Source organism: Rhodococcus sp. (in: high G+C Gram-positive bacteria), assembly GCF_049299235.1.
Taxonomy (GTDB): domain Bacteria; phylum Actinomycetota; class Actinomycetes; order Mycobacteriales; family Mycobacteriaceae; genus Rhodococcus.
The window spans coordinates 16,711-30,987 of sequence record NZ_JBAQXC010000139.1 but is presented as its reverse complement, the minus strand read 5'-3'; the positions used below and the strand labels follow the sequence as shown (position 1 = coordinate 30,987).

12 protein-coding genes are annotated in these 14,277 nt (G+C 66.5%); 6 read left to right on the top strand and 6 right to left on the bottom strand.

What is annotated here, in order from left to right:
* A partial coding sequence (locus WAX14_RS08560; protein ID WP_422627658.1) for an SbcC/MukB-like Walker B domain-containing protein occupies positions 1-2,757 on the top strand: 2,757 nt, incomplete at its 5' end.
* A 16-nt stretch (positions 2,758-2,773) separates the two neighbouring features.
* The gene (locus tag WAX14_RS08555) at positions 2,774-4,006 is read left to right on the top strand and encodes a DUF2399 domain-containing protein (protein WP_422627657.1); all 1,233 of its coding nucleotides are present in this window, start codon (positions 2,774-2,776) and stop codon (positions 4,004-4,006) included.
* Between the two features lie 54 nt (positions 4,007-4,060).
* Here the strand turns inward: WAX14_RS08555 and thiC are convergent, their stop codons facing one another.
* The gene (gene thiC, locus WAX14_RS08550) at positions 4,061-5,692 is read right to left on the bottom strand and encodes a phosphomethylpyrimidine synthase ThiC (RefSeq protein WP_422627656.1); all 1,632 of its coding nucleotides are present in this window, start codon (positions 5,690-5,692) and stop codon (positions 4,061-4,063) included.
* Positions 5,693-5,936: 244 nt separating this feature from the next.
* Between thiC and WAX14_RS08545 the strand changes: the two genes are divergently transcribed.
* Complete coding sequence (locus WAX14_RS08545; RefSeq protein ID WP_422627655.1) at positions 5,937-6,581, top strand: pyridoxamine 5'-phosphate oxidase family protein; 645 nt, start codon at positions 5,937-5,939, stop codon at positions 6,579-6,581.
* Positions 6,582-6,777: 196 nt separating this feature from the next.
* Positions 6,778-7,389, top strand: coding sequence for a hypothetical protein (locus WAX14_RS08540; protein ID WP_422627654.1), 612 nt, complete (start codon positions 6,778-6,780; stop codon positions 7,387-7,389).
* A gap of 397 nt (positions 7,390-7,786) precedes the next feature.
* Here WAX14_RS08540 and WAX14_RS08535 read toward each other — a convergent pair whose 3' ends face one another.
* A complete protein-coding gene (locus WAX14_RS08535) occupies positions 7,787-9,349 on the bottom strand; it encodes a class I adenylate-forming enzyme family protein (RefSeq protein ID WP_422627653.1) in 1,563 nt (520 codons plus the stop codon).
* Positions 9,350-9,408: 59 nt separating this feature from the next.
* Between WAX14_RS08535 and WAX14_RS08530 the strand changes: the two genes are divergently transcribed.
* Positions 9,409-9,780, top strand: coding sequence for a hypothetical protein (locus WAX14_RS08530; RefSeq protein ID WP_422627652.1), 372 nt, complete (start codon positions 9,409-9,411; stop codon positions 9,778-9,780).
* Between the two features lie 10 nt (positions 9,781-9,790).
* Here WAX14_RS08530 and WAX14_RS08525 read toward each other — a convergent pair whose 3' ends face one another.
* Together WAX14_RS08525 and WAX14_RS08520 are read right to left on the bottom strand one after the other, a co-directional pair.
* Positions 9,791-10,054, bottom strand: coding sequence for a hypothetical protein (locus WAX14_RS08525; RefSeq protein WP_422627660.1), 264 nt, complete (start codon positions 10,052-10,054; stop codon positions 9,791-9,793).
* Positions 9,939-10,379: a hypothetical protein gene (locus tag WAX14_RS08520; protein WP_422627651.1), complete on the bottom strand. Its 441-nt coding sequence runs from the start codon at positions 10,377-10,379 to the stop codon at positions 9,939-9,941. The genes WAX14_RS08525 and WAX14_RS08520 overlap by 116 nt, the downstream gene beginning before the upstream one ends.
* Positions 10,380-11,160: 781 nt before the next feature.
* On the opposite strand from WAX14_RS08520, the gene WAX14_RS08515 reads away from it, so the two are divergent.
* Positions 11,161-11,541, top strand: a complete 381-nt coding sequence (locus WAX14_RS08515) for a hypothetical protein (RefSeq protein WP_422627650.1) — start codon at positions 11,161-11,163, stop codon at positions 11,539-11,541.
* Positions 11,542-11,840: 299 nt separating this feature from the next.
* Here the strand turns inward: WAX14_RS08515 and WAX14_RS08510 are convergent, their stop codons facing one another.
* Positions 11,841-12,482 (bottom strand): dihydrofolate reductase family protein, encoded by a 642-nt coding sequence (locus WAX14_RS08510; RefSeq protein ID WP_422627649.1) that lies wholly within the window; start codon positions 12,480-12,482, stop codon positions 11,841-11,843.
* Between the two features lie 153 nt (positions 12,483-12,635).
* Entirely contained in the window at positions 12,636-14,141 is a 1,506-nt protein-coding gene (locus tag WAX14_RS08505; protein ID WP_422627648.1) for a protein adenylyltransferase SelO, read from the bottom strand.
* Positions 14,142-14,277: the final 136 nt, after the last annotated feature.

Genomic DNA, 14,277 nt, shown 5'->3' with positions numbered 1-14,277 from the left:
GCCGAGACGATGGTCGAGTTGGCGCGGGCGGATGTGGCGGCCGAGTTGAACCGGTGGTGGTCCGGGTGCGGTGAGGCGTTCGCGTCGGCCGGATTGACGGTGCTGCTGCTCGAGTCGCTCGATGCGGCGTTCGCGGCGGTCGGGCAGGACGATGCGCCCACACCGGCCGCGGTGCTGGCCGAAGAGCTTTCTCCGGTACTCGACGATCTGCGGTTCCGGCGCCGGGAGTGCGCGTCGGATGTCGACTCGGTCGGGGTGCGGATCGGTGAGCTCGAGACCGAGCGGGCCGCGGTCGCGGCCGAACGTGATGATGCTCCCCCGCCGTTCCCGGCGCGAACGGGTGATCGGGGTGTGTTGACGGGGGCGCCGCTGTGGCAGTTGGTGCGTTTCCGGGACGGGGTGTCGGCGCGCGATGCGGCGGGTATCGAGGCGGCGTTGCAGGCGGCGAACCTGCTCGACGGGTGGGTGTGTACCGGCGAGGAGGTGCCGGAGATCGAATCGGAGCAACTGCTGGTGGCGTTGCCGGTCGAGCTGCGGCCGGACGGTGAAACCCTGGCGGATGTGCTTGTCCCCGAACCGGATACGGCGGTGGCGGAGGATCGGGTCGCGGCGGTGCTGGCGTCGATCGCCTGGAACAGCACTGCCGGTGCGGACGTTCGGGTGGCGGTGGACGGGCGCGGCGGGTTCCGGCAGGGGGTGCAGTGGGGTCGGCATGTCAAGGATCACGCCGAGTTCATCGGGGCGACGGCGCGGGCGCGGCGTCGGCAGCGGCGGATCGCCGAACTCGAGGCCGCGATCGCCGAGTGTCGGGATCGGGTGCGCTCGCTGCGGGAGCAGGAGCAGCGGATCGGTGAACGTCTGGCCGCGTTCGATGCGGCGGTGAAGGCACTGCCCCGCACCAGCGTGGTGCTGACCGCGTTGCGGAAGGTCACCGACTGTGCGGGTGCGTTGCGCACCGCGTCAGAAGCATCTGCGGCGACCGATCGTGATCTCGATCAGGCGATCGCCGATGTCGCGGCGAAGGAGCAGCAGGTGCGGTCGGAGGCGGCCCGGCACCGGGTGGCTGCGACGGCGGTGGAGTTGGATGGTGTGGAGGCCTCGGTCCGGTTCTTCCGGTCGCAGGGGCAGGTGGTGGTGCGGGCGTTGCGGGATCAGGCCGCCGGTGGTGACCGGGTCCGCGACACCGAACGGCAACTCGACGAGGCCCGGGCGGCTGCCGACGACGCGGCGGAGCGGTCGGCGGAGGCAACCGAGAACCTGGTGACCGAGCAGCAGAAGCTGGCGACGCTGCGGGAGGCGATCGGGGCGAGCGCCGAGCAGATCGACGCGCAACTCGAGGCGGCGCGGCTGCGGATCGAGGCGGCGAAGAATGCGGAGCGGGCGGCACGGAAGGCGCACGACGGTGCGCTGGAGCGGATCGGGAAGGCGGAGGCCGCGCACACCGCGGCGGAACACACGGTGACCGCGGCGTTGACCGAGGCGCGCACCGACGCCGAGACGCTCGCGCCGTTCGCGCATCGGGACCTGCTGATGCTGCTCGGTGTGGACACGGATCTCGGGTGGCCGGCCGGTGCCGCGGCGTGGCTCGAGGTGGATCAGGTGCTGTACCGGATCCGTTCGGCGCCCGACGCGCCGGTGGAGGTGCTGCCCGCTCAGGTGCTGGCGCTGCTGCGGGCGGTGGACTCGGCGACCGAGACGGTGACCGTCGGTGAGTCGACCCGCAAATCCGTCTCGTCGGCGTTGACGGCGGCGTTGCAGGAATTCGATGCCGAACTCGCGCGGGGCCGTGACTACCGGTTGCATTGGGATGCGGCGGACGGGGTGACGGTGGTGCAGGTGCAGGACGAGCAGGGGCACACGTCCGTCGCGGCATTCGCCCAGCGCATCGCGCGGGCCCGGCACGAGCAGGAGATGCTGCTGACCGATTCGGAGCGGCGCATCCTCGAGGATGCCCTGCTCACGGGGTTGGCGCAGCAGATCCATGAGCGCACCGTCGATGCGCGGGATCTGATTGCGCGGATGGCGTCGGAGATGCGGCGGCGGCACATGTCGTCGGGGAACACGATCGGGGTGCACTGGGTGCTCGCCGATCATCTGGACGAGCAGGCACGGGCGGTGTGCAAGCTGCTGGATCGGGATGCGTCGGCATTGTCGCCGGAGGATCTGGCGGGGATTCGTGCGCATTTCGCGGCGCGGATCCGTGCGGAACGGGCGGCGCATCCGGAGCGGTCGTATCCGGAGATTCTGGCGTCGACGTTGGATTACCGCCGGTGGCGGGTGTTCTCGTTCAGTCTCCTCGGTGCCGACGGCAGTGAGGACCGGTTGACGCCGGCGCGGCATTCGGCGTTGTCCGGTGGTGAGCAGTCGGTGTCGTTGCATCTGCCGTTGTTCGCGGCGGCGCATGTGATGCTCGATTCGGCGGATCCGCATGCCCCGCGACTGCTTGCCCTCGACGAGGCGTTCGCCGGTGTCGACGACACCGGCCGCAGTGAACTGTTGGGGTTGTCGGTGCAGTTCGATCTGGATCTGTTCATGACCGGATTCGATCTGTGGATCACCTATGGTGACGTACCGGGGTGCGCGCACTACGATCTGTCGCATTCGGTGGCCGAGAATACTGTCGCCACAACACTGTTGGTGTGGTCGGGTGGCGAGTTGCTGGCCGAGCACGACGGATCGGATCTGGCACACGCATTGGGTTCGCCGGGAACGCGGCAGGTGGTGCGCCCGGTGGACGGCGCGTTCGAGTTCGTGTGATCCGAAGGACAGGCACATGAGTTGGGCCGGGAGCAACGAGTTACGGGTGGTGCTCGAACGCGCCCGCCGGCACGTGCAGAGCAAGGGTTTGCAGGTGACCGGGGCGATCACGATTCCGGTCACTGCCGAGGTGCCGGATCTCTATCGGCTGGCGCACGCGGTGGGTCCGACGCGGGTGAACAGCACCTCGACGAAGGTGCGGTTCGAGATGTCGGCGCTCGACCGCTGGTTGCGGCGACCACTCAATGGCGGACTGTCCTTACTCGAGGTGCTCAACGCGCAGGCACCCTTGACGGACAGACCCGGGGCGAAAGCCGCGAAAGCGCGCGGTATCGACACCGCGTGGTCGCAGATCGACGGGATTCTCGGCGCACCCGAGCTACGGCGGTGGCGTGCGCTGATGCACACCGTCGACCGCATCGATGCCGAGTTGCTGTCCGGGACGATGGGGGACGTCGCCCGGATCCTCGCGGCACTGCCCGCCGACGGCATCTCCCCCGTCGAACTCGCCACGAACACGCTCGGCGATTCCAAATCGTTGACCGCCACTGCTGTCCGGAAGTGGGTTCTGCGACTGCTCGCCGCAGACCGAGGGACCGCCGAACCGGTGACCGCCATCGAACGGATGGCCCTGTGGGAACAGTTCGGGGTGATCGACAGTGGCCTGACCAGCAGGGTGCTCACCCTCGGCGTGCGAGTGGAGGGCGCACGCGAGGCCGTCACCATCGCCGATGTCACCGCGAATGCGGGAATGCATCAGATGTGGACGCTCGCGCAGATGCTGGCCTGGGATGTGCGGTTGGCACCCGGTGACGTGTACGTGTGTGAGAACCCGACCGTCCTGCAGGCCGCCGAACGCGAACTCGGTCCCGAGCATCTGCCGTTGGTGTGCACGGAAGGCCAGCCGTCGGAAGCAGTGGTGCATCTGCTGGGAACAGCACGGGGAACGGTGCACTGGCGCGCCGACTTCGACTGGACGGGCCTGCGAACCACCGCACGCGCACAGACCGAACTCGGTGCGGTGCCGTGGCGGATGGACACGGCGACCTACCGGACGGGACTCGCACGCGGTGCTGCGGAGACATTCAAGTCCGGCGACAGCACATCGGAGTCACCGTGGGACCCGGATCTGGCTGCGGAGATGACCGCGTCAGGTCGGGCGGTGATGGAGGAGCAGGTGATCCCCGAACTCCTGACGGACCTGCGCCGCCGACCTCCCTCCGCCGTCCCGTCATCCCATTCCGGATGAAAGGAACCATCATTCGCCCTTACCCGGGTGATGGTTCCCCTCACCCGGGGTGGGTCAGGTCGTGGTGATCGGCAGGTACAACCGGTTGCCGTGGTCGGTGAATTCGGCGGATTTCTCGGCCATGCCGGCGTCGATGGCGTCGATGTCGGTCAGGCCGTGTTCGCGCGCGTAGTCGCGCACGTCCGCGGAGATCCGCATCGAGCAGAACTTCGGCCCGCACATCGAGCAGAAGTGCGCGGTCTTCGCCGGTTCGGCGGGCAGTGTTTCGTCGTGGTAGGCGCGGGCGGTGTCCGGGTCCAGCGACAGGGCGAACTGGTCGCGCCACCGGAAGTCGAAGCGGGCACGGGAAAGCGCATCGTCGCGTTCCTGCGCCCGCGGGTGGCCTTTCGCGAGGTCCGCGGCGTGCGCGGCGATCTTGTAGGTGATCACCCCGACCTTCACGTCGTCGCGGTTCGGTAGCCCCAGGTGCTCTTTCGGGGTGACGTAGCAGAGCATCGCGGTGCCGGCCTGCGCGATCATCGCCGCACCGATCGCGGAGGTGATGTGGTCGTAGGCGGGTGCGATGTCGGTGGCGAGCGGCCCGAGGGTGTAGAACGGGGCATTGTCGCACCATTGTTCTTCCAGGCGCACGTTTTCGACGATCTTGTGCATCGGCACGTGCCCGGGACCTTCGATCATCACCTGTACCTCGTGGGCGCGGGCCACCGCGGTGAGTTCACCGAGGGTGCGGAGTTCCGCGAACTGGGCGGCGTCGTTGGCGTCGGCGATCGACCCGGGGCGCAGTCCGTCGCCGAGGGAGAATGTCACGTCGTAGCGGGCGAGGATCTCGCACAGTTCCGCGAAGTGCGTGTACAGGAAGGATTCGGTGTGGTGGGCCAGGCACCAGGCGGCCATGATCGATCCGCCGCGCGAGACGATGCCGGTGACCCGGTTCATCGTCAGCGGGATGTGCCGCAGCAGCACCCCGGCGTGCACGGTCATGTAGTCGACGCCCTGCTCGCACTGTTCGATGACGGTGTCGCGGTACAACTCCCACGTCAACGATGCGGGATCGCCCCCGACCTTCTCGAGCGCCTGATACATCGGGACGGTGCCGACCGGCACCGGGGAGTTCCGCAGGATCCATTCGCGGGTCTCGTGGATGTCCCTGCCGGTGGACAGATCCATGATGGTGTCGGCGCCCCACCGGGTCGCCCACACCATTTTCTCGACTTCCTCGGCGATCGACGAGGTGACCGCCGAGTTCCCGATGTTCGCGTTGATCTTCACCGCGAAACGTTTCCCGATGATCATCGGTTCGAGTTCGGGGTGCCGGCGGTTCGCGGGGATCACCGCCCGGCCCGCGGCGACCTCGGCGCGCACGATCTCCGGGTCGACACCTTCGCGGGCCGCGCAGAACCGCATTTCGTCGGTGACGACTCCGGCTCGTGCCCAACCGTATTGGGTGGTGGCACCGTCCGGCCGGGACCACGCGGACCGGATCGTCGGCAGACCGGCGTGCAGGTCGAGGTGGGCGGCGGTGTCGGTGTACGGGCCGGACGGGTCGTACAGGTCGAGGTGGTCGCCGGTGCTCAAGTGGACACGTCGGAACGGCACCGCCAACCCGTCGACCATCTCGTAGTGTTTGCTGCTGCCGTCGATCGGTCCGGTGGTGACAGCAGCCGACAAGGCAGAGGTATCCCTCATGTTCGCTCCCTACGCCGGCATTACCCGGTCAGGTTCGTACGGTCGACGGCCCTGTCGCTCGATACGAGCTAGCCGTCCTCTCAGCCCGCTGGTGCGAACTCCCGTGTGTGTTGAGTTGTCGCGTGGAACCGTAGCAGGGTCGGAGGTTTTCGCAACCTCGGTACCCCGGAGCCCGGCCGCACGGGTCCGGCCGGAGCCCGATATTCGATTGTCGGGCGACACGACCGACTGCTTGGATCGGGCCGTGAACGAACGCACCCGGATCAACCGGAAACCGGACCGAGGCACCGACGATCGGACTGTCCTGCACAGCCTCCTCGACGACGCGCAGGTCGCGCACGTCGCGTTCGTCCGTCTCGGCTATCCGGTGGTATTGCCGATGTCGTTCGGGCGGGACGGCAATCGTCTGTTGCTGCACGGGTCGACGGGCGCGGGCGCGTTCCTCGCCGCACGCGGCGGGCTCGAGGTGTCGGTCGCCGTCACCCACCTCGACGGCCTGGTGTTCGCCCGCTCGACGTTCGGCAGCAGCATGAACTACCGCAGCGCCGTCGTCTTCGGGGTCGCGACCCCGGTCCCCGACGACGAGAAGTACGACGCGCTGCGAGCGGTCACCGACCGTCTCATGCCCGGCCGGTGGAACGAGGTCCGACCCCCGTCCGTGAAGGAACTCGCCGCGACGACGGTGCTCGAACTTCCGTTGGACGAGGTGAGCGTGAAGATCCGCGCGGCCGGACCCGGCGAGGACACCGACGACGGTGAAGACCACAGCGTGTGGGCCGGGGTCGTCCCGCTGCGTACCGTCGCGGGTACCCCGGAGCGGTCCCCGCTCACCGATTCCGCGGTGCCGCTGCCGGGTTCGGTCCGTTCACTGCTCCAGCCGGGCCGGTAAACCAGTTCGGATCCGCAGGTGCGGATGGTACTGCCCAAGCGATCACCACAGCGCACACGTACTCGGACATTGCTCACGAGATCACCGAGGTTGAGGTGAGCGCGGCGGCGAGCGGGTCACGCGCCGAGGCATTCCAGCCGAATTCAGTTCGGATCAACGCACTCCGGAACGGCTCGAGTCGGTTAGCATCGGTGCCATGCTGGTGCCTCGATTGCAGATTCTCGGGCTCGTCGTAGGGCCGGCGATCTTCGCGCTGTCGCCCCTGTTCTGGAACGACGGACACTACGGGATCGTCGGCGGCATGCTCATCGCCGTGTCGACGGTGCCGTGGGTGTTCGGCCTTCTCGGGGAACACGAGAGGCTTCGCCCGGCCTTTCCTGTTGTCTCCGCACTCTGGTTTCTTCTGGTATTGATCGGCATGTTCGGCACCGTCGCGTTCGGGCTACAGGGCTTCTTCGAGGGCGTGTTCGGTGTGGATGACAGTTCTGCCCTCGCTGCGTTCGAGGGCTACCCGACCGGAGGGACGGTCGTATTCGTGCTCGCGGGCCCGGCATTTCCCCTCGCGCTGATCGTTCTCGGCGCGATGCAGTGGCACACGCGGATGTCGCCTCGATGGTGTGTCGCGCTCCTGTGCGTCGCGGCGATCGCGTTTCCCGTCGCTCGCGTCACCCGCTCGACCCCTGTTGCGTTCGTCGCCGACATCGTGATGCTTGTCGCCTTCTGCTGGATGGCCCGGTATTCCTGGCTCGCGACGTCCGACCTACCCGCGAAGTCGATGCGAAGCCCGAACGCACCGGCCACCCGGTGAGGTAGCCGGTCGGTGGCGTCGGAATGCTCACGGACATCGGGTATCCGATGTTCTGCCCGGCTTCGACACTGTGGCCAAGGCGGGCCGACGTCGTCGGTCGTGACGCCGGCCGACCGGCCCGCACCCGGGGTCATGTCCCGGCGCAGTCCCGATAGATCGGCAGCGCCGTACGTCATTCCGCGTGCTTCTCGTTGATGGGTTCGCTGTCGTCGTCGAGTCTTCCGGCACGACGCGCCACGAGCGGTCACCACGGGATGCACGCATGCGAACCGGGCGCTTCGACACCGAGTGCCTCAGGCGGTGCCAGTAGCACCCTGACCGTCCAAAGTGCTGAATTTTGCTGCATTACAGGCTGATTGGTGAGACAGTCGGCGAGTCTCATTCACCGACCCGCGCCCTACCTCGCGTCGAGTTCGACTGCGCGACGATGCAGCGCGTGCCGGTCGATCTTGCCAACGTGGTTGCGCGGCAGATCCGCCACGAACGTCCAGCGATCGGGCACCTTGTAGGCCGCCAGCCGCTCGGCGGCCAACGCCCTCAGGTCGGCTTCGGTGGGCGGGTCGGCGAGGTCGTGCTTCAGCTCGACGAACGCATGCACGAGCGCCCCGAGCCGCGCGTCTGGCGTGCCGACTACCCCACACAGCTCGACGCCGGGACTCGCCTCGAGCACATCCTCCACTTCACCGGGGGCGATGTTGGAACCGCCCTTGATGATGATCTCTTTGATGCGCCCTTGAAAGTGCAGGTAGTGGTCGGCGTCGCGGCTACCCAGATCGCCGGTGCGCAGCCAGTCACCGACGAAGGTCGCCGCGGTGTGCTCGAGGTCGTCCCAGTACCCGGTCATCACCGAGTCACTACGCACCCAGATTTCGCCGGTTTCACCGGGTGCGGCGTCCCGCACCGGCGAACCGTCGGTGTCGTTCGCAGTCAGGGCCGCCGCGACGATCCGCACCTCGACGCCGGCGCGGGGAAGGCCGAACGAGCCACGCTCAATCATCCCGAACGGCGGGTTCATACTGACGGCCTCGCATTCGGTGAGGCCGTACAGCTGGTTGAGCTGCAGATCGGTGACCTTCGCGAACTCGTCATAGAGGTCGGACGACATTTGATCGCCACCGCACGCGACCTCACGGAAGCACCCGAAGTCCACGCTCGTCGCGCGCGGGTCGGTCACGGCGTCGAGTAGCTGCGCGGGCAGCAGCACGGTGCGCGTGGGCCGGTGCGCGTTCACTGCGTCGAGGAACAGCCCCGGATCGCTCTCCGCGAGGATCACTACCGTGCCGCCTGCGTGCAGGGTCGGAAATGTCACGCCGATCGCGGCTCCGGCATGGCAGATCGCAGTGGCGGCCAGCGAGATGTCGTCGGCGTCCAGCTGCTGAGTGGTCACCCGGCTCGCCGCGGTCGCTCCGATCGAGCGATGCGTGTGGGTGACACCCTTCGGCTTGCCCGTGCTGCCCGAGGTGTAGAGGATCATCGCGGGATCGTCGTCGTCGACCTCGGGTCCGACGACCGAATCGGATGCCGCGGCCACCACACCGCTCCACTGGTTCGGCGCGTCGGATGCCACGGTGCCGCCGTACACGTACATCCCGATGAGGTTTTCCGCCTGCTCGGGCACGTCCGTCACGATCGGCAGCAGTGTCTCGTCGACGATCAGCAACTTCGCCGTGCAGTGATTGATCGCGAAGAGCACCTCGTCGGTCTGGAACCGGTGGTTCAGCGGCACCGCGATCGCACCGATGCGAAAGCACGCGAAGTACAGTTCGACGTACTCCCAGCGGTTGCGCATGAAGATCGCCACCCGATCGCCGCGGCCGACGCCGAGCGAGAGCAGGCCCCGTGCCGAACATTCGATCGCGTCGTGCAGCTCCCGATACGACAGCACGGTGTCCTCGAATATGAGAGCGGCTTTGTCGGGTGTGGCGGCATGCGCGTCCTGCATCAGGCGGCTGAGCAGCATGCATGCCAATGTATCAGCGGGCGGCGCCGCGGCATACGGACCGCGTTGACTCATTCGAAATGCCCGCGTACGGCGTGTCGCGTGAGGACCGCAGCGTGTGCAACGAGGCCCGCAGACGGATGTTCGCCGTCCTCGACGACATCGCGAAAATCATGCCGTCCCGATCCTGGGCGTGGACTTCCGGCAACGGCAGTGAGTTCATCAATGATCACCTGCTCGACTGGTACGAGAAACGCGAGATCGCATTCACCCGGTCGCGGCCCGGCAACTCCGACGACGGCTACCACGTAGAGCAGATGAACTGGGCGATCGTACGGACCGTCGTCGACTATCACCGCTACGACACCGATAAAGAACTGTTGGTGCTCAACATGATTTGGGTCTCACAGTCACAGATGGCGAACTACTTCTGTCCGCAATCGACACAATGATGCAGTCAGCTCACGGGCGGTGAGACGATCCGCACCGAACGCGGCAGGCCTGTGACAGTGAAACCGCACCGGGGGTGAGACCGAAGTCCGCGGCCTGCTCCGCGCAGGTGTCGGCGACCGGGTGGTCGTGCGGCAGGGCCAGGATCGACAGCTGCCGGTCAGCGGCGAAGTCCGCACTGATCACGCCGGTCGTCGCCAGCGCCTCGCCGACGGTCTCCCGGATCGCGGTGCGCTCGTCGAACGCGAGGTAGCAGGTGCCACGCGGCGGTGTCAGATCGAACCGGCCGCCGCCGACGGAGGAGAACCACCAGGGCCCGTTCGCGGTGCGCGCTGCGATCGCCGAGTTCGGGCTGCGAGTTGCGCAGCCACACGGCGCAGGTCCATGGGTCGGCGGCGCCGCGCAGGGTCCTCCACAGGGTGATCAGGTTCGGGTGCACCGTCCCCGTGTCCGTGAACTGCCAGGTGGGATAGACCCACTGACCGTCGTCGGCGAGTCGGCAGGCGATCACGGAGTCGGTGGCCACGGCCTTGTTCACCGCTTGGCGGCTGATGCTCCACCACCGGGTCAGGCCGCCGGTGTCGTAGAAGGGACCGACCAACTGGTCGTAGATGCGATCGGTCGGCAGTGCCGCAGCCGTCGAGGCGGCGATCGACTCGACGTCGCGAAGACCTCGGCGGGGACGCCGGCTGCGCGCGCGTTCGCAAATGTCTAGTGGACGCGGCGGGTGTGACGGTCCAGGAGTTTGCGTTCCTGTTCGACCAGGGTGTTCATGCGAGATCCTCCCATAATGTCAATGTCGTCAACCCAAGCAACCTACGGTGAGTCAACTATGTCAACGCGCACGTGGCAGGCTTGGTCGCGCACTGCGGCCGCATCACCGACGCCACCATCGAACGCGACCAGGTCGGATACACCGGCACCACCGACACCGAATTCGCAGCACTCTACGAGCACAGGAGAATTCAGCTGATCGACAGCGGCACATCGATCCACCTGGGCATGCGGGAATACCGACGGCGGATCGTGGGATCCGCACGAAGAGCCCTACCTGTACCGCGGCGTTCCGCACCAAACGTCTAATTCGCCTGACGAATTTCAGCGCATGTATCAAAACGCTCCACGGGGACGTCGCACTCGACGCGGCATCAGAATTGCCCCGCCCCGGCGTGGTAATGCGAATCCCGAACGCAGACGACCTGAATACCAACGCGTCGGAGGAATCAAATATCCCTATCCCGAGTCCGAGGTTACCATCATGGGCACGGTGACCGACGCAGATGTCAGCATCAACCAAGGCGCATGGAGCATGCACGAAATAGGAAGAATCACTCGCGTACCCAAAGTATGACAAATCAAGGAAAATACCCGAAGGGGAAATATTGAACGCCGAAAAAAAGCACGATATTGATATGCCACGCGAGAAGTTGCTGCGACTCGCAATCGAGGCTGTTCCACGGGGGGTAACTGATCAATCCCTGGTTTCTATTATTTCATCGGCAACAGAAATCGAAGTGAGCCGAGCATCGACGGACAGCCTGCTGCGCATCTATCGCAGGAGATTGAAGCACACCGGCGGGGACAAAAAATTGTTGACGATCACCCAGCAACTGGTAGACTTTCTTTCTGATTATCCACGCGAGGAATTGACCTGGATCTCAGTCACCGGCAAAGGTCGACATCCCACCTTTCTCCTCTGCAATCCCGAAAGGACGAGAATCCTTCACTGGATGCGCATGTTCGGGGCACGCAAGCGTGAATGAACCACTTCGAACCGTCCAGAGTCCCGGGAAGGCCCCATTTCCCCAGTTCAGGGCCAGTGAGGTTTCCTCACCAGGATCGCGCTGAGGGTCATGTCGCATCGGGGACCGCGGGCTTTCGCATCGACGTTCTATGTGGATTTACATCCGCCACGCGAACACGAATCCACACAGAATTGATCGGTATTCACGGAAGGTCGCGAGTACGACCGGACTCTATCCACCGGATACGCCGACGATCCGTTCCCCCCGACGGCTGGTTCCGACCGCCACCCGCCTGTGCTTGCAGTAGTCGGGAAGGTTCAGCGCCGCCAGAACAGGTGGTGGACGATGCCGCTCGGGCTGGGCACCACCTCATGGTGGAACCGGTCGTTCAGGTCGTCCGGTGACTCCCACAGCCGCAACCCCTGCCCGAACGTCACCGGCGCGACCGCCACGTGCAGAGTGTCGACGAGGTCGGTGTCGAGGAACTCCCGAATGGTGGTGACACCACCTCCGAGTCGCACGTCCCGTCCCTGCGCGGCGACCTTCGCCCGCTCGAGGACCGCTGCCGGTTCACCGTCGACGAAGTCGAACGTCGTGTCCGACAGGGTGAGGGTCGGGCGCGGGTGGTGAGTCAGGACGAACACCGGGGTGTGGAACGGCGGTTCGTCGCCCCACCAGCCCTGCCAGTCGAGGTTCTCCCACGGCCCGCGCTGCGGACCGAACTTGTTGCGGCCCATGATCTCGGCGCCGATATTGTGGGAGAAGTCGCGGGCGAAGTAGTCGTCGAGGCCGCGGGTTCCGCCGGGGTTGGTGCGGTTCGGCCAACTCGCGGTCGCCCCTGCCCAGGACATCAGGTTCCTGTGGTCGAGGCCGAACGGAAGCTCGAAACTTTGATGTTCACCGGCGGCGATGCCGTCGCTGGAGACGGTGAAGTTCTGCACTTTCAGCAACTGCGTCATGACAACTCCGTGGTCGAGGATCGGTACGGATGTTGAGACCGGCGGCGGCCGGGAAACTCATCGTCGATTGTCGTCGCCGGTGTCCTGCTTCCGGACCGGAATCGGCCGGCCGCGCACGTTCGCGTGCCCGTGGGCCTGTTCGCGCACTGATCGTCAGGTGCCGCAGAACGTTCGGAAGCAGGCGCTGAACTCCTTCGGCGCCGGTTCGGCGTACCGCGACCATTCGTCGCGCCGCTCGAACGGATGCGTCACCACCTCGAGCAACGTCCGGAACGGGGCGAGGTCACCGTCGGTCGCCGCACGCAGCGCAGCATCGAGCAGGTGGTTACGCGGAATGTAGCTGGGGTTGACGGCATCCATCGCCTCGGCCGTCTCGATGTCGCCGCGACCCTGCACGGCCAGCGCCTCCCGCCATCGCCGCAGCCACGGGCCGATCGTCGCACGAGCAACCAGGTCGTCGAGCGCTGCCGGTGCGCCGCGCAGTTCGTCGGCGAGCGCGCGGAAAGTGCCGGTGAAGTCCATGCCCTGATCGGCCATCGTCGCGAGCAGGTCGTCGATCAGGGTGCGGTCGAGCATCTCGGTCAGGCCGAGTTTGGCTGCCATGCCGGTGTCATGGTGGTGCGCGTAGCGTTCGTCGAACGTGTCGAGCACCGCGGTGGCGGCGGCGATCGCGTCGTCGGGTGTCGCATCGAACAACGGCAGTAGTGTTTCGGCGAAACGCGCGAGGTTCCATTTCAGGACCGCAGGTTGGTTTCCGAAGGCGTAGCGACCACTGTGGTCGATCGAGCTGAACACCGCCGACGGGTGGTAGGCGTCGAGAAAGGCACAGGGGCCGTAGTCGATGGTTTCTCCGGAGATGGTCGTGTTGTCGGTGTTCATCACGCCGTGCACGAAACCGACGAGCATCCACTGCGCCACCAGCGACGCCTGCGCCGCGACCACGGCGTCGAAGAACGCGAGATAGCGGTTGCCCTCCCCCGACTCGGGTCGATTCGCCAGGTTCGGATAGTGCCGCCCGATCGCATAGTCGGCGAGGGTGCGCAGGATCTCGCCGTGTCTGGCGGCAAGTTCGAAGGTACCGACCCGCAGGTGACTCGAGGCGACCCGCGCGAGGACCGCCCCCGGCTCGGCACCGTCGCGGTGCACCGGCCGTCCGGTGGCCACCACCGACAGTGATCGTGTGGTGGGGATGCCGAGGGCGTGCATGGCTTCGCTGACGAGATATTCACGCAGCATCGGGCCGACCACGGCGAAACCGTCTCCGCCGCGGGAGAACGGGGTGGGTCCGGAGCCTTTGAGGTGCAGATCCACCCGCTGCCCGTCCACGCCGACGAGTTCGCCGAGGAGCAGTGCGCGACCGTCACCGAGCAGCGGGGCGTACCCGCCGAACTGGTGGCCCGCGTAGGCCATCGCGACGGGTGTCGCATCGGCGGGTGCTGCCGCCCCGGACAAGGCTGCGATCCCGTCGTCGGTGCGTAGTCTCGTCGGGTCCAGCCGCAGCGCGGCCGCGAGATCGTCGTTGAGGACGAGCAGTGCCGGTTTCGGGACGTCGGCGCCCTGCCACGGCACGGCCAGGGTCGGCACCGCGTCGGCGAACGTGGCCTCGAGGCCGACGATCGCCGTGGTCGTGCGTGCTGGCGTATCCGGATTCGCGGTCATTCTTCGAGGGTAGTCACCGTCGGCGAGTGGTTTCCCGCCCGCGGCCGATACCGTCCCGGTAGGGGAAGTTCCGAAAGGAGCGCAGACAGGCCGGCGGTGAGCGTGCACATTTTGTTGCGCCGCCTCGGCGTGTCGC

What these genes read in the sequence shown, in the direction of transcription:
- WAX14_RS08555 (WP_422627657.1), top strand. Translation starts at nt 2,774, where the DNA reads ATGAGTTGGGCCGGGAGCAACGAGTTACGGGTGGTGCTCGAACGCGCC.
- thiC (WP_422627656.1), bottom strand. Translation starts at nt 5,692, where the DNA reads ATGAGGGATACCTCTGCCTTGTCGGCTGCTGTCACCACCGGACCGATC.
- WAX14_RS08540 (WP_422627654.1), top strand. Translation starts at nt 6,778, where the DNA reads ATGCTGGTGCCTCGATTGCAGATTCTCGGGCTCGTCGTAGGGCCGGCG.
- WAX14_RS08535 (WP_422627653.1), bottom strand. Translation starts at nt 9,349, where the DNA reads ATGCTGCTCAGCCGCCTGATGCAGGACGCGCATGCCGCCACACCCGAC.
- WAX14_RS08530 (WP_422627652.1), top strand. Translation starts at nt 9,409, where the DNA reads ATGCCCGCGTACGGCGTGTCGCGTGAGGACCGCAGCGTGTGCAACGAG.
- WAX14_RS08510 (WP_422627649.1), bottom strand. Translation starts at nt 12,482, where the DNA reads ATGACGCAGTTGCTGAAAGTGCAGAACTTCACCGTCTCCAGCGACGGC.
- WAX14_RS08505 (WP_422627648.1), bottom strand. Translation starts at nt 14,141, where the DNA reads ATGACCGCGAATCCGGATACGCCAGCACGCACGACCACGGCGATCGTC.